This is a genomic window from Lysobacter sp. F6437, assembly GCF_052547215.1.
The window spans coordinates 108,246-123,902 of the sequence record NZ_JBQWRB010000004.1; the positions used below are offsets into that span (position 1 = coordinate 108,246).

General features: G+C 66.7%; 18 protein-coding genes and 3 tRNA genes. 12 read left to right on the top strand and 9 right to left on the bottom strand.

The window, feature by feature from the left end; translation table 11 throughout:
- Nucleotides 1-35 precede the first annotated feature (35 nt).
- Both ACT9F5_RS12130 and ACT9F5_RS12135 read right to left on the bottom strand, forming a co-directional pair.
- Nucleotides 36-112: transfer RNA gene (locus tag ACT9F5_RS12130), tRNA-Asn, on the bottom strand.
- Nucleotides 113-174: 62 nt separating this feature from the next.
- Nucleotides 175-711 carry a GspH/FimT family pseudopilin gene (locus ACT9F5_RS12135; RefSeq protein ID WP_445120217.1) on the bottom strand — a complete coding sequence of 179 codons (537 nt, stop codon included), beginning with the start codon at nucleotides 709-711 and terminating at the stop codon, nucleotides 175-177.
- Between the two features lie 154 nt (nucleotides 712-865).
- Between ACT9F5_RS12135 and uvrB the strand changes: the two genes are divergently transcribed.
- The 11 genes from uvrB (at nucleotide 866) to ACT9F5_RS12190 (ending at nucleotide 11,431) form a co-directional block, all read left to right on the top strand.
- On the top strand, nucleotides 866-2,914 hold the full coding sequence (uvrB, locus tag ACT9F5_RS12140; RefSeq protein ID WP_445120218.1) for an excinuclease ABC subunit UvrB: 2,049 nt from the start codon (nucleotides 866-868) through the stop codon (nucleotides 2,912-2,914).
- A gap of 65 nt (nucleotides 2,915-2,979) precedes the next feature.
- Nucleotides 2,980-3,054: transfer RNA gene (locus ACT9F5_RS12145), tRNA-Val, on the top strand.
- Nucleotides 3,055-3,471: 417 nt separating this feature from the next.
- The gene (gene thrS, locus ACT9F5_RS12150; protein WP_445120219.1) at nucleotides 3,472-5,388 is read left to right on the top strand and encodes a threonine--tRNA ligase; all 1,917 of its coding nucleotides are present in this window, start codon (nucleotides 3,472-3,474) and stop codon (nucleotides 5,386-5,388) included.
- A gap of 61 nt (nucleotides 5,389-5,449) precedes the next feature.
- On the top strand, nucleotides 5,450-5,974 hold the full coding sequence (gene infC / locus ACT9F5_RS12155; protein ID WP_445100347.1) for a translation initiation factor IF-3: 525 nt from the start codon (nucleotides 5,450-5,452) through the stop codon (nucleotides 5,972-5,974).
- A gap of 403 nt (nucleotides 5,975-6,377) precedes the next feature.
- Nucleotides 6,378-6,575, top strand: coding sequence for a 50S ribosomal protein L35 (rpmI, locus tag ACT9F5_RS12160; protein ID WP_332613670.1), 198 nt, complete (start codon nucleotides 6,378-6,380; stop codon nucleotides 6,573-6,575).
- Between the two features lie 13 nt (nucleotides 6,576-6,588).
- Nucleotides 6,589-6,948, top strand: a complete 360-nt coding sequence (gene rplT / locus ACT9F5_RS12165; RefSeq protein WP_332613671.1) for a 50S ribosomal protein L20 — start codon at nucleotides 6,589-6,591, stop codon at nucleotides 6,946-6,948.
- A 220-nt stretch (nucleotides 6,949-7,168) separates the two neighbouring features.
- The gene (gene pheS / locus ACT9F5_RS12170) at nucleotides 7,169-8,194 is read left to right on the top strand and encodes a phenylalanine--tRNA ligase subunit alpha (RefSeq protein WP_445120220.1); all 1,026 of its coding nucleotides are present in this window, start codon (nucleotides 7,169-7,171) and stop codon (nucleotides 8,192-8,194) included.
- A gap of 13 nt (nucleotides 8,195-8,207) precedes the next feature.
- Nucleotides 8,208-10,598 carry a phenylalanine--tRNA ligase subunit beta gene (gene pheT / locus ACT9F5_RS12175; RefSeq protein WP_445120221.1) on the top strand — a complete coding sequence of 797 codons (2,391 nt, stop codon included), beginning with the start codon at nucleotides 8,208-8,210 and terminating at the stop codon, nucleotides 10,596-10,598.
- Between the two features lie 26 nt (nucleotides 10,599-10,624).
- Nucleotides 10,625-10,939, top strand: a complete 315-nt coding sequence (locus tag ACT9F5_RS12180; protein WP_445120222.1) for an integration host factor subunit alpha — start codon at nucleotides 10,625-10,627, stop codon at nucleotides 10,937-10,939.
- Complete coding sequence (locus ACT9F5_RS12185) at nucleotides 10,932-11,288, top strand: MerR family transcriptional regulator (protein WP_223676046.1); 357 nt, start codon at nucleotides 10,932-10,934, stop codon at nucleotides 11,286-11,288. Before ACT9F5_RS12180 ends, ACT9F5_RS12185 begins: the two co-directional genes overlap by 8 nt.
- A 66-nt stretch (nucleotides 11,289-11,354) precedes the next feature.
- A tRNA-Pro gene (locus ACT9F5_RS12190) sits at nucleotides 11,355-11,431 on the top strand.
- Between the two features lie 84 nt (nucleotides 11,432-11,515).
- On the opposite strand, the gene ACT9F5_RS12195 is transcribed toward ACT9F5_RS12190, so the two are convergent.
- Genes ACT9F5_RS12195 through ACT9F5_RS12210 form a run of 4 tightly spaced genes read right to left on the bottom strand, consistent with a single transcriptional unit; the run spans nucleotide 11,516 to nucleotide 13,457 of the window.
- Nucleotides 11,516-12,616 (bottom strand): tyrosine-type recombinase/integrase, encoded by a 1,101-nt coding sequence (locus ACT9F5_RS12195; protein WP_445120223.1) that lies wholly within the window; start codon nucleotides 12,614-12,616, stop codon nucleotides 11,516-11,518.
- Between the two features lie 3 nt (nucleotides 12,617-12,619).
- Nucleotides 12,620-12,817: a helix-turn-helix domain-containing protein gene (locus tag ACT9F5_RS12200; protein WP_445120224.1), complete on the bottom strand. Its 198-nt coding sequence runs from the start codon at nucleotides 12,815-12,817 to the stop codon at nucleotides 12,620-12,622.
- Complete coding sequence (locus ACT9F5_RS12205; protein ID WP_445120225.1) at nucleotides 12,814-13,245, bottom strand: hypothetical protein; 432 nt, start codon at nucleotides 13,243-13,245, stop codon at nucleotides 12,814-12,816. The genes ACT9F5_RS12200 and ACT9F5_RS12205 overlap by 4 nt, the downstream gene beginning before the upstream one ends.
- On the bottom strand, nucleotides 13,242-13,457 hold the full coding sequence (locus ACT9F5_RS12210; RefSeq protein ID WP_445120226.1) for a hypothetical protein: 216 nt from the start codon (nucleotides 13,455-13,457) through the stop codon (nucleotides 13,242-13,244). Before ACT9F5_RS12210 ends, ACT9F5_RS12205 begins: the two co-directional genes overlap by 4 nt.
- A gap of 122 nt (nucleotides 13,458-13,579) precedes the next feature.
- Here ACT9F5_RS12210 and ACT9F5_RS12215 point away from each other — a divergent pair, with 122 nt between their 5' ends.
- The gene (locus ACT9F5_RS12215) at nucleotides 13,580-13,795 is read left to right on the top strand and encodes a DUF1508 domain-containing protein (RefSeq protein ID WP_445120227.1); all 216 of its coding nucleotides are present in this window, start codon (nucleotides 13,580-13,582) and stop codon (nucleotides 13,793-13,795) included.
- 17 nt (nucleotides 13,796-13,812) lie between these two features.
- On the opposite strand, the gene ACT9F5_RS12220 is transcribed toward ACT9F5_RS12215, so the two are convergent.
- The 3 genes from ACT9F5_RS12220 to ACT9F5_RS12230 are packed head-to-tail and all read right to left on the bottom strand — an operon-like array spanning nucleotide 13,813 to nucleotide 15,496.
- Nucleotides 13,813-14,076: a hypothetical protein gene (locus tag ACT9F5_RS12220; protein ID WP_445120228.1), complete on the bottom strand. Its 264-nt coding sequence runs from the start codon at nucleotides 14,074-14,076 to the stop codon at nucleotides 13,813-13,815.
- Nucleotides 14,073-15,194, bottom strand: a complete 1,122-nt coding sequence (locus ACT9F5_RS12225; protein ID WP_445120229.1) for a DNA methyltransferase — start codon at nucleotides 15,192-15,194, stop codon at nucleotides 14,073-14,075. Before ACT9F5_RS12225 ends, ACT9F5_RS12220 begins: the two co-directional genes overlap by 4 nt.
- Nucleotides 15,191-15,496, bottom strand: a complete 306-nt coding sequence (locus tag ACT9F5_RS12230) for a hypothetical protein (RefSeq protein ID WP_445120230.1) — start codon at nucleotides 15,494-15,496, stop codon at nucleotides 15,191-15,193. Before ACT9F5_RS12230 ends, ACT9F5_RS12225 begins: the two co-directional genes overlap by 4 nt.
- Between the last annotated feature and the right edge of the window lie 161 nt (nucleotides 15,497-15,657).

Below are 15,657 nucleotides of genomic sequence, written 5' to 3' on the forward strand. Positions count from 1 at the left end.
AAGGCTCGCATCGCTGCGAGCCTTTAACTTATATCTGGCGCCCGAAGTTGGACTCGAACCAACGACCCCCTGATTAACAGTCAAGTGCTCTAACCAGCTGAGCTATTCGGGCGGGGACGGGCATTGTAAGCGCTACGGGGCCCCGGTCAAGAGTCCTAGGGCCGCAAAATCCTTTCAAGGCTCGTAGGGACAGGGTTCGCCTTGGCTGGTGCGCAGCGAGCGCGCACGGCCGGCATTGTTCACCACCACCTTGCCGATCAGGCGTGCGCCCTTCCGTGCGCAAAGCCGCACGCTGACGTTGCTGCCAAACGCACGCCCACTCGGCAGGTACCGGACGCGCGGGCGCCCGCTGGTGCTGCGCAACGAGAAATCGCCATTGAGAGCATCGATCCGACGCAACACTGAAGCCGCGTCGGCCGGCTCCCCGGTGCGTAGCGGGTCGGCGAAGATGATCCACCCATCCTCCCAGACCTGATCATCCCGGCAATGTCGCCCGTCATGACTTGGACAGACCGTAATCGGCTCCGCCCGGGTTATCGCGGCCGTGCGCGCGGCCATCAGGGATGCGGTGATCAGGTGATAGGTGTTGGTGATACGTGTTCGCTCGATGGCAGCGGCCAGGGAAGGAAAGCCGATGCCCAATGCGACCGCCAGCACGGCGAGGGTAACCATCAGCTCAAGCAGGGTGAATCCTTTCACGGTGGGTCCCATCGCTCCGACTCCATTCGGGTAGATTGCAGCGTCGCCCACGCGTGACTGAACAGCTATCGGCAACCCGCCTGGAGCGGGGTAGGTAAACCCCGCGTCCGCCCCCATCCCCGTGTCGTCCTACACTGGGGGTTTCGCGGCCCGACGCTCCGACACGATGAACGACGACAGCCACATCCCCGCACCGCCGACCGAAGGAACCTTCGAACTGGTCTCGCCGTACTCCCCGGCGGGCGACCAGCCGCAGGCGATCGCCAAGCTGATCGAGGGGTTCGAGAGCGGCCTGGCCCACCAGACGCTGCTCGGCGTCACCGGCTCGGGCAAGACCTACACCATCGCCAACGTGATCCAGGCGGTGCAGAAGCCGACCCTGGTGATGGCGCCCAACAAGACGCTGGCGGCGCAGCTGTACGGCGAGTTCAAGTCGTTCTTCCCGCACAACGCGGTCGAGTACTTCGTCAGCTACTACGACTACTACCAGCCCGAGGCCTACGTCGCCTCGTCGGACACGTTCATCGAGAAGGACAGCTCGGTCAACGAGCACATCGAGCAGATGCGGCTGTCGGCGACCAAGGCGCTGCTGGAGCGGCGCGACTGCATCATCGTCTGCACGGTGTCGGCGATTTACGGCCTCGGCGACCCCAACGAATACTTCCGCATGGTCCTGCACATGGTCCGTGGCGAGCGCATCGACCAGCGCGAGCTGATCCGCCGCCTGACCGAGATGCAGTACGTCCGCAACGACACCGAGCTGCGCCGTGGTACCTACCGCGTGCGTGGCGAGGTGATCGACGTGCATCCGGCCGAGTCGGAGATGGAGGCGGTGCGGATCGAGCTGTTCGACGGCGAGATCGAGGCGGTCACCGCGTTCGACCCGCTGACTGGTGAGACCCTGCGCAAGCTGCCGCGCTACACGATCTATCCGAAGTCGCACTACGTCACCACGCGCCGCACGGTGCTCGACGCGGTCAAGGAGATCAAGGAGGAGCTGCGGGTCCGGCTCGAGCAGCTGTACGCGCAGAACAAGCTGGTCGAGGCGCAGCGGCTGGCCCAGCGCACCCAGTTCGACCTGGAGATGCTGGCCGAGGTCGGCTACTGCAACGGCGTCGAGAACTACAGCCGCCACCTGACCGGCCACATGCCGGGCGAGCCGCCGCCGTGCCTGTTCGACTACCTGCCGCCCGACGCGCTACTGGTACTCGACGAGTCGCACGTGACCGTTCCGCAGATCGGCGCGATGTACAAGGGCGACCGCTCGCGCAAGGAGACGCTGGTCGAGTTTGGCTTCCGGCTGCCGTCGGCGCTGGACAACCGGCCGCTGAAGTTCGAGGAGTGGGAAGGGCGCTCGCCGCGTTCGATCTTCGTCTCGGCCACGCCGCGCGATTACGAGATGCAGAAGTCCGAAGGGCAGGTCACCGAGCTGGTGGTGCGCCCGACCGGGCTGATCGACCCGGAAGTCGAGATCCGCCCGGTCGGCACCCAGGTCGACGACGTGCTCGGCGAGATCACCAAGCGCACCGCCATGGGCGACCGCGTGCTGATCACCACGTTGACCAAGCGCATGGCCGAGAACCTCACCGAGTACCTCGGCGAGCACGGCGTGCGGGTGCGTTACCTGCACTCCGACATCGACACCGTGGAGCGGGTCGAGATCATCCGCGACCTGCGGCTGGGCAAGTTCGACGTGCTGGTCGGCATCAACCTGCTGCGCGAGGGGCTGGACATGCCGGAGGTGTCGCTGGTGGCGATCCTCGACGCCGACAAGGAGGGCTTCCTGCGCTCCGCCGGCTCGCTGATCCAGACCATCGGCCGCGCCGCCCGGAACGTCCGCGGCAAGGCGATCCTGTATGCCGACAAGGTCACCAGATCGATGCAGGCCGCGATCGAGGAAACCGACCGTCGCCGCGCCAAGCAGGTCGAGTACAACACCGAACACGGCATCACCCCGACCTCGATCAACCGCGCGGTGGTCGACATCATGGAAGGCGCGCGGGTCGACCCCGACGCGCTCAAGGGCCGCAACCGCGCCCGCCAGGTCGCCGAGGAAGCCGCCGAGTACGCTGCGCTCAGCCCGGGCCAGCTGGCGGCCCGGATCAAGAAGCTGGAGCAGAAGATGTACCAGCACGCCCGCGACCTGGAGTTCGAGCAGGCGGCCGCGGCACGCGACGAGCTGCACAAACTGAAAGAACTGGGATTCGGCGCCTGACCTATTGCCCGGCGCCGCGCCGCGGGATAAACTGCGCGCCCTCTCGCCGGGTTGTTGCAGGCGAAGGGCGGTTAGCTCAGCGGTAGAGCACTACCTTGACATGGTAGGGGTCACAGGTTCGAACCCTGTACCGCCCACCACAATGTTGCGAAGACGGCCGGGTATCCCCCGGCCGTTTTTGTTTTCGGCCGGGTAGTCGGCCCGCGACCGCTGCGGAATTGCCGCCACCGACCGCACCGCCGTTGACTTGCGCCGGCTTGTCCCCAACTATTGCAGGGTCGGTCGGCATCCAGCCGGCCCCGTTTTCGAGGGTGGCCCGCGCCAACGCGCCGGCCGAGCGTGCGACATGAGCACTACCACCGCCCATCGCTGATCCCGCCCGAGGCTTCCGCATCCGCAGGCGCCCAGGTGGCGCTTTTTGTTTGTGCGGCCTTCCGATTCGCGCTTCTCCGTGCCTTTGTAGGAGCGGCTTCAGCCGCGATCGTGGAGTCGGACGAACGACCAGACATCCGATCGCGGCTGAAGCCGCTCCTACACAAGCCCGAATACCAGACCCCATGATCGCAATCACGCTCCCCGACGGCTCCCTCCGCGAATTCGACAACCCGGTCTCCGTCGCCGACGTCGCCACCTCGATCGGCCCGGGCCTGGCCAAGGCCGCCCTGGCCGGCAAGGTCGACGGCAAGCTGGTCGACACCGGCTTCCGCATCGACCACGACGCCGCGCTCGAAATCGTCACCGACAAGCATCCCGACGCGCTGGAAATCCTGCGCCATTCCACCGCCCACCTGCTGGCCCAGGCCGTGCAGCGCCTGTTCCCGGGCGCGCAGGTCACCATCGGGCCGGTGATCGACAACGGCTTCTACTACGACTTCGCCTACGAGCGCGCCTTCACGCCCGAGGACCTGCCGGCGATCGAGGCCGAGATGCAGAAAATCGTGAAGGAAGCGCAACCGGTCAGCCGCAGCGTGAAGTCGCGCGACGAGGCGGTCGCCTTCTTCAAGGGCATCGGCGAACACTACAAGGCCGAGATCATCGAGTCGATTCCGGCCAGCGAGGACCTGTCGCTGTACAGCCAGGGCGAGTTCACCGACCTGTGCCGCGGCCCGCACGTGCCGGGTACCGACAAGCTGCGCGCCTTCAAGCTGATGAAGGTCGCGGGCGCCTACTGGCGCGGCGATCACAACAACCAGATGCTCAGCCGCATCTACGGCACCGCCTGGCTCAACGACAAGGACCTCAAGGCCTACCTGCACCAGCTGGAGGAGGCCGAGAAGCGCGACCACCGCAAGATCGCCAAACAGCAGGACCTGTTCCACCTGCAGGAAGAGGCCCCTGGCCTGATTTTCTGGCACCCCAAGGGCTGGTCGATCTGGCAGGTCGTCGAGCAGTACATGCGCAAGGTCTACCGCGACTCGGGCTACCAGGAGGTGCGCTGCCCGCAGATCCTCGACGTGTCGCTGTGGCAGAAGTCCGGCCACTGGGACAACTACCAGGAAAACATGTTCTTCACCGAGTCGGAGAAGCGTACCTACGCGCTCAAGCCGATGAACTGCCCGGGCCACGTCCAGGTGTTCAACCACGGCCTGCACAGCTACCGCGACCTGCCGATCCGCTACGGCGAGTTCGGTGCTTGCCACCGCAACGAGCCCTCCGGCGCGCTGCACGGCATCCTGCGCGTGCGCGGCTTCACCCAGGACGACGGCCACGTGTTCTGCACCGAAGAGCAGGTCGAGTCGGAGGTCACTGCGTTCCATGCCCAGGCGATGGCGGTCTACGCCGCGTTCGGCTTCAGCGACGTGCAGGTGAAGCTGGCCTTGCGCCCGGAGCCGCGCCTCGGCGACGACGCCACCTGGGACAAGGCCGAGGACGCCCTGCGCAGCGCCTTGCGCGCGGCTGGGGTCGAGTGGGAGGAGCTTCCGGGCGAGGGCGCCTTCTACGGCCCCAAGATCGAGTACCACCTGCGCGACGCGATCGGCCGCACCTGGCAGCTGGGCACGATGCAGGTCGACTTCATGATGCCGGCCCGCCTCGGCGCCGAATACATCGACGAAGCCAGCCAGCGCCAGCACCCGGTCATGCTGCACCGCGCCATCGTGGGCTCGATGGAGCGCTTCATCGGAATCCTGATCGAACACCACGAGGGCCGTTTCCCGGCCTGGCTGGCGCCGGTGCAGGCGGCCGTGATGAACATCACGGATGCCCAGGCCGACCATGCCGAGGAGGTGCGCAAATCCCTTGTGGGTCAAGGCTTCCGGGTCGAAAGCGATTTGCGCAACGAGAAAATCGGCCGTAAGATCCGCGAGCACACGCTGCAGCGCGTGCCGTACCTGCTGGTGGTCGGAGACCGCGAGAAGGAAACCGGCACCATTGCGGTGCGTACCCGCGGAGGGGAGGATTTGGGGTCGATGACTGTCGCCGAATTCGCCGCGCGTTTACGTGAAGCAGACGCAAACCAGGGCAACCTGGCCTGACCGACCCGGCCGCGAGGCGGCCGGTACAACCCATGGGTACGCCCATACCGGAGATCGCAACATCAGCACCCCCGACAAGCCGAATCGCAAGAACCAGGAAATCCGAGTCCCCCGCGTCCGCGTCATTGGCGCCGACGGCGAGATGGTCGGCGTACTCTCGCGCGACGAGGCGCTCGAACTGGCAATGGACAGTGGCTTGGACCTGGTCGAGATCCAGCCGCACGGCGATCCGCCGGTTTGCCGCATCATGGATTTCGGCAAGTACAAGTTCGATCTGCAGAAAAAGGCCAACGCGGCCAAGAAGAAGCAGAACAAGATCGAGATCAAGGAGATCAAGTTCCGCCCGGTCACCGACGAGGGCGACTACCAGATCAAGCTGCGCAAGATGCGCGAGTTCCTGGAAGAGGGCGACAAGCTCAAGGTCAACATCCGCTTCCGTGGCCGCGAGATGAGCCACCAGGAGCTCGGCCGGCAGATGGCCGCGCGGATCGAGGCCGATCTGGGCGAGGACATCGTGATCGAGTCGCGCCCGCGCCTGGAAGGGCGGCAGATGGTGATGATGATCGCGCCGAAGAAGAAGACCTGACCGACGCTCGATCTTCAGCGTTGGTCCACGGAAGGGCGCCGCGAGGCGCTCTTTCGCGTTGGGCCGCCGTCCGGATTCCGGCTGTCGTAGGAGCGGCTTTAGCCGCGATCGGGAAGTCGTTCGCCCGCGCCGGCTCCAGATCGCGGCTAAAGCCGCTCCTACGAGGGCCGGGACCATGCGTCCAAATACCCTGATTTTTCACGGACTTGTTTGCAACGTGCCCGGCAAGCCCCCATAATGGCCGGCCCGGTTCGCCGGGATGTTGCATGCATCACCCAGGACACGTCGCGGCATTTCGAAGGTTTCCTTCGCGATCAACGACTTACAACCGGACCGGGCAGGACGGAAAGAGTGGCCATGCCACCGCCCAGGCCAGTTACAAGAACCCGAAAGGACATCCGCAATGCCCAAGATCAAGACCCACCGTGGAGCGGCGAAGCGTTTTCGCAAGACCGCTTCCGGCAAGTTCAAGTGCGGCCACGCCAACCGTAGCCACATCCTCACCAAGAAGTCGACCAAGCGGAAGCGCAACCTGAGGCAGACGAACCACGTCCGCGCCGAAGATGCCGGCCGTATCGCCCGCATGCTGCCGTACGCCTGAGGAGGACTGAGAAATGGCACGAGTCAAACGTGGTGTACAGGCGCGTCGGCGCCACAAGAAAATCCTGAAGCAGGCCAAGGGCTACTACCACGCCCGCCGCAAGGTCTTCCGCGTCGCCAAGCAGGCGGTGACGAAGGCCCTGCAGTACGCCTACATCGGCCGCAAGCAGAAGAAGCGCAATTTCCGTTCGCTGTGGATCACCCGCATCAACGCGGCGTCCCGTGCCAACGGCATGAGCTACAGCCGCTTCATGAATGGCCTGATGAAGGCCGGCATCACCCTCGACCGCAAGGTGCTGGCGGATATCGCCGTGCACGACGCGGCGGGTTTTGCCGCGCTGACCGAGAAGGCCAAGGGCGCGCTCGCAGCGTAAGGTGTCGCGTCGCCGCGCGGGTTTTGCGCGGCGATCGGACAACGGAGTACACGCATGGGGAAGGGCGCAAGTCCTTCCCCATGTTTCGTTTTTGGGGCTCGTGCTGTTGTAGGAGCGGCTTCAGCCGCGATCGTGGAATCGGACGGGCGACCCTGCATCCGATCGCGGCTGAAGCCGCTCCTACAAGAGCCCGTGCATAGCGGCTGACAGGAATCCGCGAATGACTGACATCCAGGCACTAATCGCCAAGGCACTGGCCGACATCGCCACCGCCGACTCGCCCGAGGCGATCGAGGCGTTGCGGGTGGCCCTGCTCGGCAAGTCCGGCAGCGTCACCGCCCAGCTCAAACAGTTGGGCTCGCTGCCGGGAGATGAGCGCAAGGCCGCCGGCGAGGCGATCAACAAGGCGCGCGATGCGCTTGCGACCGCGCTGGCCGAGCGCAAGGCTGCGCTGGACGCCGCCGCGCTCGACGTCCGCCTGGCTACCGAGACCATCGACGTCACCCTGCCGGGCATCGACGGCGCCCGCGGCGGGCTGCATCCGGTCAGTCGCACGCTGGAGCGCATCGCCGACATCTTCGGCCGGCTCGGGTTCGAGCTCGCCGACGGCCCCGAGATCGAGGACGACTGGCACAACTTCGAGGCGCTCAACTTCCCGCCGCACCATCCCGCGCGGGCGATGCACGACACCTTCTACGTCTCTGACGAGAGCAGCGACGATCGCCGCCTGCTGCGCACCCACACCTCGGGCGTGCAGGTGCGCTACATGAAGGACCTGCTCGCTGCCGGTGGCCAGCCGCCGCTGCGGATGATCGCCGCCGGCAAGGTCTACCGCAGCGACAGCGACCAGACCCACACCCCGATGTTCCACCAGGTCGAGGGCCTGCTGGTCGACGAGCACGCCAGCTTCGCCGACCTCAAGGGCACCCTGGCCGAGTTCGTGCAGGCGTTCTTCGAGCGCGACTTCGAGATGCGCTTCCGCCCCAGCTACTTCCCGTTCACCGAGCCCTCGGCCGAGGTCGACATTGCCTGGCAGCAGCCGGATGGCTCGACGCGCTGGCTGGAAGTGCTCGGCTGCGGCATGGTCCACCCGAACGTGCTGCGCAACGTCGGCATCGACCCGGAGAAGTACACCGGCTACGCGTTCGGCCTCGGGGTCGAGCGCTTCGCGATGCTGCGCTACGGGGTCGACGACCTGCGCAGCTTCTTCGACAACGATGTGCGCTTCCTGCGCCAGTTCGCGTAACCGGGGGCGACCGATGAAGTTCTCTGAAAACTGGCTGCGCCAGCACGTACCCACCGAGGCCAGCCACGACGAACTGCTGGCCACGCTGACCGCGATCGGGCTGGAAGTCGAAGAGGTCACCGCGCTGGGTAAGTCGCTCGACGGCGTCGTGGTCGCCCAGATCCTCAGCGCCGAAAAACACCCGGAAGCCGACCGCCTGCAGGTCTGCCAGGTCGACGCCGGCAATGGCGAGACCGTGCAGATCGTCTGCGGCGCGCCCAACGCGCGCGCCGGCCTGAAGGCGCCGCTGGCGAAGGTCGGCGCAGTGTTGCCGGGTGGGATGCAGATCAAGCCGGCCAAGCTCCGAGGCGTCGAGTCGTTCGGCATGCTGTGTTCGGCGAAGGAACTGGAGACCGACAACGATGCCTCCGGCCTGCTGGAACTGCCCGAGTCCGCAGTCGCCGGCCAGCCGATCAGCGAACTGCTCGGCCTGCCGGACGCCAGCATCGAGATCAAGCTGACCCCGAACCGCGCCGACTGCTTCGGCGTGCGCGGCATCGCGTTCGACGTCGCCGCCGCCTCCGGTGGCGCGGTCGCGCCTCTTGCGATCGAGCCGGTAGCCCCCGCCAGCGATGCCAGGATCGAGATCGAACTCAACGCCGGTGCCGATGCTCCGCGCTACTGCGGCCGGGTGATCGAGGGCGTCGATGCCGCCGCGCCGACCCCGCTGTGGATGGCCGAGCGCCTGCGCCGCAGCGGCGTGCGCCCGGTGTCGCTGCTGGTCGACGTGACCCAGTACGTGATGCTGGAGCTGGGCCAGCCGATGCATGCCTTCGACCGCGACCTGCTGGCCGGCCCGGTCGGCGTGCGCCGGGCCCGCGCCGGCGAATCGCTGAAGCTGCTCGACGGCCGCGACGTCAAGGTCGACGAACAGTTCCTGCTGGTCACCGACGCCGACCGTCCGGTCGCGCTGGCCGGCGTCATGGGCGGCTTCGACGGCCGCGTTACCGATGCCAGTCGCAACGTGTTCCTGGAGTCGGCCCACTTCGCCCCCGACGCGATAATCGGCCGCAGCCGCAAGCTCGGCCTGCACACCGATGCCGCGCACCGGTTCGAGCGCGGCGTCGACCCCGAGTTGCCGCGCACCGCGATCGAATACGCGACCCGGCTGGTCCTCGACATCGCCGGTGGCACGCCCGGCCCGGTGGTCGAGGCGGCGCTGCCCGATCACCTGCCGCAGCCGCAGGCGATCCCCCTGCGCCGTGCCCGCGTCGCGCGCGTGCTCGGTCTGGAAATCACCGACGGTGAGATCGAGCGCATCCTCACCGCGCTCGGCCTGGCGGTCGAAGCCAATGCCGAGGGCTGGCAGGTCACCGCCCCGAGCCGCCGTTTCGACATCGCGATCGAGGAAGACCTGATCGAGGAGGTCGCCCGCATCCACGGCTACGACGCGATCCCGACCACACTGCCGGCCGGCGCCTCGCGCTTGGTCGCACCGAGCGAGGAGACCGTCGAAGACGCCACCGTCCGCCGCCAGCTCGCCGCCCGCGACTACCTGGAGGCGATCAACTACGCCTTCGTCGACGCCAGCTTGTTGCAGGATTGGAGCCTGACCAACGGCGCGGTGCCGCTGGCCAACCCGCTCAGCGCCGAACTGGGCGTGATGCGGACCTCGCTGCTGCCCGGGCTGGTCGCCGCGCTCGGCCGCAATGCCGCGCGCCAGCAGTCGCGGGTGCGGCTGTTCGAGCTGGGCAACGTGTTCACCGCGGTCGCCGACGGCGCGCCGTTGCACACCCGTCGCGTCGCCGTGGTGGCCTGCGGCGACGCCGTGGCCGAGCAATGGGGCGCCGCCGAGCGCAAGGTCGGCTTCCACGACCTCAAGGGCGACCTCGACAGCCTCGCCGCGCTGTCAGGTGTGAGCCTCGACTACCGGCCCTCGCAGCCGGCGTGGGCCCACCCGGGACGCTCGGCCGACGTCTGGCGGCTGGGTGCCAACGGCGAGGGCGTCCGGCTCGGCTGGATCGGCCAGCTGCATCCGCGCCTGCAGCATGCACTGGACATCGACCTCGACGTGGTCGCGTTCGAACTCGACCTCGCGCCGCTGCTGGCGCGTCCGCTGCCAAAGGCCGGCGGGCAGTCGAAATACCCGTCGGTCCGCCGTGACCTGGCGTTCGTGGTCGCCGAGTCGGTGGCCTGGGCCGCGCTGTCCGCCAGTGTCCGCAAGGCCGCCGGCCCGGCGCTGCGCGACCTCGTGCTGTTCGACGTGTACCAGGGCAAGGGCGTTGAATCAGGATGCAAGAGTCTCGCTATGGGCTTGATTTTGCAGGAACAATCGCGCACGCTGACCGACGGTGAAGTGGATGCGGCGATTGCCGCCGTGACCACGACGCTGCAACAAGAGCATGGCGCCGCGATCCGCGGCTGAGTATTGCGCAGTACGGAAGGAAGGCGATGGCACTGACCAAGGCGGAAATGGCTGAACGTCTGTTCGACGAAGTGGGCCTGAACAAGCGCGAAGCGAAGGAGTTCGTCGACGCATTTTTCGACGCCCTCCGCCAGTCGCTGGAAGGCGGGCGCCAGGTCAAGCTGTCGGGCTTCGGCAACTTCGACCTGCGCCGCAAGAACCAGCGCCCCGGCCGCAATCCCAAGACTGGCGAGGAAATCCCGATCTCGGCACGCACGGTGGTGACCTTCCGCCCCGGCCAGAAGCTGAAGGAGCGGGTGGAAGCCTATTCCGGCACCCCGGCAGGAGCCTCGCATGCTTGACCCCGGCAGCAACCGCGAACTCCCGCCGATCCCGGCCAAGCGCTACTTCACCATCGGCGAGGTCAGCGAGCTGTGCGACGTCAAGCCGCACGTGCTGCGCTACTGGGAGACCGAGTTTCCCTCGCTCAACCCGGTCAAGCGACGCGGCAACCGTCGTTACTACCAGCGCCACGAGGTGTTGATGGTGCGCCAGATCCGCGGCCTGCTGTACGAGCAGGGCTACACCATCGGCGGCGCCCGCCTGCGGCTGGAAGGCGAGGCCGGCAAGGACGAGTCCGCGCTGAGCTCGCAGATCATCAAGCAGGTGAGGATGGAGCTGGAGGAAGTCCTGCAACTGCTGCGCCGCTGATCGCGCGCACCAGCAAAACCGCTATACTTGCCGCCCGCTTCCAAGCAGGCGGGAATCGAATCAAATCGGGGCGTAGCGCAGCCTGGTAGCGCACCTGTCTGGGGGACAGGTGGTCGTCGGTTCAAATCCGGCCGTCCCGACCAATTAAGCCAAATGGATCAACCACTTGCGCGTCGATCCGGTGCAGTGTTTTCTGGCCTTCACCCTATTCTCACCCTACTGCCACCCTATCGAGGAAGCGACAGGCCCGGGTTTACGGCCTGCCACGGCGCCTCGTGGCCTTCCATGTAGTGCTCGGTCATGCCCTTGTCGGCGTGCCCCATGAGCGCCTGCACCTGTTCCAGCGTCCATCCGGAATCAATCAGCAAAGCGCCGCCCAGGCTACGGACTTCATGGAACGTCGGCGGCGTCCCTCCTGCGATCCCGGCTGCGTCGCGCGCGGCAGCAAACGCCCGTGTCAGTTGCTCGGGTAGCACCTGCGTGTGGTGGTCGCGATCCTTCGCCCGCATGTGGCTCGGTCGGGCTTTCTCCGGGAGTCGGTGGATCACGTAGGGCGACAGCACGGCATCGCGGCATCGAGACAGCAGCGCGGCCAGATCGTCAGTCATACCGATCTTCAGGCGGACCCGGCTGGATGCGTCCGTCTTCGCCGGCACGACCCAGACTGCGCCGTCTCGCGAATCATCGAAACGCAGCGACACCACGTCTTCGCGCCGGAGCAGCGTCAGCAGCGATAGGTCCATTGCGTTTCGCAGCCACGGCTCTGCCGCATCCCAGATCAAACCGTACTGCTGCAGGGTAAGTCGCGCGCGCTGCCGCTCGTGCGTGAACTTGCGAGTTTGCAGCGCCACGTTCGTGTCGACCCAGCCCTCCTCGACAGCGCAGGCCAGGATCCACGACAGCACCAGTCGATACTGCTGGCGTCCGCGCGGGGATTCGGTGACAGCTCGAATGAAGGCGGCGCAGTCCTTCACGGTGAATGTCGATACGGCACGCGAGCCGATCTCACGCTCGATGACCCGCAGGGTGATTTCATAGTCCGCCGCGGTCTTCGGCTTCCACTTCCGGCCCGGGGCATCGTCCGTGCGGAATACGCGCACGGCATCGTTGATCGACTCCTGCGCTCCGGTGACGCGCTCCACCAGGTCGCTCGACGGCGCCAGTAGGGCGTTGATCTTCCGGGCCGCGGCGAATGCCTTGGCCTTGTCCATGCCCATCCACGTCTCGCGGCGCGTGGTCGGATGCCGGTATTTGAACCCGCCCCGGTTGGGGTAGAGGTTGTCTGGCCAGCCGGCGCGGGCCTTCGATCGTGGGCGTCCCATTGCCATAGACTAGCCCGCCTCCAGCACCTGCTGCACCAGCGGGTCCCCGTCGGCCAGCCAGGCGTGCTCGTCGACATACCATGTGCCGCCGACCTTACGGCCCGGGATCTTCCCATCCCGAAGCCAGCGCATGACCGTGATCTCCGCGGGGCGCGACTCCTCCCCGAAGTACTTGTCGGCCCATGCGTTGGCCTTGAGCAACTTCACCCGCGCCGCGCTCCGATCACGTTGTGAATGGGACGCTCCCGCTTGATCGCCTTCTTCTCCGCGGCTAGAGCTGCGGATCGAGTCGGATGCCACTCGATCGACACCCGGGCAATCTGCCGTGACCAGGGCTTGCGCCGGTGCTGCGACAGCCGATAGATGGCGCACAGGGAGATGCCGACGTAGAGCAGGGCGCCGCGGCCGTCGTAATGCCGGTAGAGCGCGGTCTCGGTCTCGGCGCGCGTGCTTTGCGCCCACTCCTCAACGTCTAGGACGTGGCGCAGGCCGCGCTCATCCGGCGGAGGGAACCCGGGCAGCTTCGAAACGTCAGTGTCCACGGTGATCCCGAGGTATGCCGCGCACGCTCGCTCGTCGAACCACGCGGCATCGGTGAGCTGCGCCATCAGTTCCGCGGTGCGTTGGAGGCTCATGCTGCCTTGCTCCTGAAGATGCGGCGCCACCACGGGCGTGCGGGGCGGTTCAAGTTGGCGGCGAACCGGGTGATCTCGTTCGCGCGCTCGAGGTAGTCGATCGTGTGCCGCTGCTGCTCGATGGTCGACGCGGCCCGGGCAAGCTCTTCGCGGAGCTTGTCCTTGCGCGGCTGCTGCATCCGGCGCGGTGCGCGGGGGAATAGGTCGTTCATTGCATTAACTCCCGGCGAGGAAAAGATAAACACCGGTTATCCACACACTTATCTGCAACGCTGTGGGAATCAGGGGCGTAGGGTTGGTTTCGGCGATAACGCCCTGTTAGAGGAATCCATCCATGAGCACCGTTCCGGCACACTTTCAGTTGTACAAGGACGATGACGGCGAATGGCGCTGGCGGCTCCGCGCCGCAGGTAACGGAAAAATCATTGCCGACAGCGCCGAGGGGTACGTAAAGCGCGCGGATTGCATCGCTGGAATTCGACTCGTCAAGGACGTTGGAGCGACGACGTATATTTGGGATATCGCGAAGAAGGAGTACGTCTCCGCATGAATTGGCGGCGGCGCTAATCACGCCGCTTCCTCCATCGCCTGCAGATCGATCTCATCGACCCGATCCCGCAGCCGCTTCCGGGCCGCCATGAGGTCGCGCGCGATCATCGACCGCTGAGCAACGCCGACCAGGTACTGCAGGTGCAACGGATGCAGCCGGCCGGCGTTGTCGCGGCGGAATAGGGCGTAGCAGACGACGGAGCCGTTCTGCTCCAGCTTCCGGCCCCATGCGAACGGGCGGGCGCGGCCCTTGGCGGGCTGCTTGTGGGTGTGGGGCTTCATGCGGCGGCACCGAATGAAAGGCCGGGCTGCATCGCTCGGATGCGAGCCGCGGCGATGGCGGCATACTCGGGATCTAGTTCGATGCCCTGAAACCGGAATCCCTCGGCGATCGCGCCGCGCCCGGTACTGCCGCTGCCGGCGAACGGGTCCAGCACCAGCCCTCCGGCCGGCGTCACCAGTCGGCACAGCCAGCGCATGAGGTCGGTCGGCTTGACGGTCGGGTGATTGTTCGCGTCCGGCGCCGGGGCGCCGCCATCCCGGCGGGTCATGTGCTGGCCGCTGGTGTTGCTCACCATGCCCGACTCGCGCAGCGGCAAGCCGTCGCACCCATCGTTCCGGTCGGCTCGGTCGGCCTTGGCGCAGTAGAAGAATCGCGCGGCGCTGCCGCTGTCGCCACGGGCGGCATGGAGAGGAACCTCGGCGTACTCGCCATAACAGGCGCCCCGGTTGCGTGCGAACTGCGGGCCGGTGTCGCGCTGCTGCCCCGGCGCGTTCGGGAACGCGGCCAGCACTTCATCGCTGCCGTCGTGGATCAGGTTGGCGGGCCAGCGGCCTAGCTGCGACGTAAGTGGGGTCTCGTCGCCCTCTCGGCCGAAACTAGTAGCCACAGGCGCGGCGCGCAGCTTTGACCCGCGCAGGTGGGGGTTGTCGGCCAAGTTCCCGCCGTTGATCGTTTCGTGAACTATCCGGCAAGCGTCGATGTTCAGCGCTCCGGTGCCGTACCGCTCGAAGTTGGCGGCAACGGTCCCGATCAACGGCTTGCGCGCCAGCGTGATCGGCTCCCATGCCGGCTTGAGCGCGGTCCCTCCCCACGGCCCGTTGTGCGACTTCGGGAAGCCGGAGCCGTAGACCCACATGATCGTGTCGCGAATCTCCCAGCCGGCATCCTCGATCGCGCACTTCATCCGGTGATCGGTGCGGGTGCCGCAGAACGCCGCGAGGAACGCGCCCGGCTTGGCCACGCGCAGCATTTCCTGCCAGAACGGCACGCCGGGAACCGCGTGGTCCCACGCCTTACCCATGAAGCCCAGCCCATACGGCGGATCGGTGACGATCGAATCGACGCTCTCGGCGTCCATCGTCCGCATGACCTCGAGGCAGTCGCCGACGGTGATCATGCGGCCAGGCCCTCCAGCATCTTGACCACGCGGGCAGGGCACAGACCGGCGTTGTCCCGCAGGTTCTTCCGCACGCTGCGCTTCTGGACCCGGGCGCGGCCGGCGAGGGCGGTGATCTGCTCGTCGCTCAGGCCGTCGATCAGCACCAGCGCGCGGGCCTTGTCGGCCTTCCATTGCGCGGCCCGGGCCTTCGCGGCGTCCCGCTGTTCGCGGCGCTGCTGCGCCATGTGGCGGTCGATCTCCGCATCGATGTTGCCGCGCTTGTGCAGCGGGACGTTCAGGACGCCGTGGTCGATACTCATGCGAACAGCCCTCCCTGCACCGGCTCACGGCTTGCCGCGGCTCGCCGGCGCGCACGCTGCGCCCACGCGAACAGGCTCCAGTAGAAGTCCCGGTTGACGCGGCTATGCCGGCGGGCGCGGCACTCATTGAGGTGCACGCGAGCGACGCGGATATGGAAGGC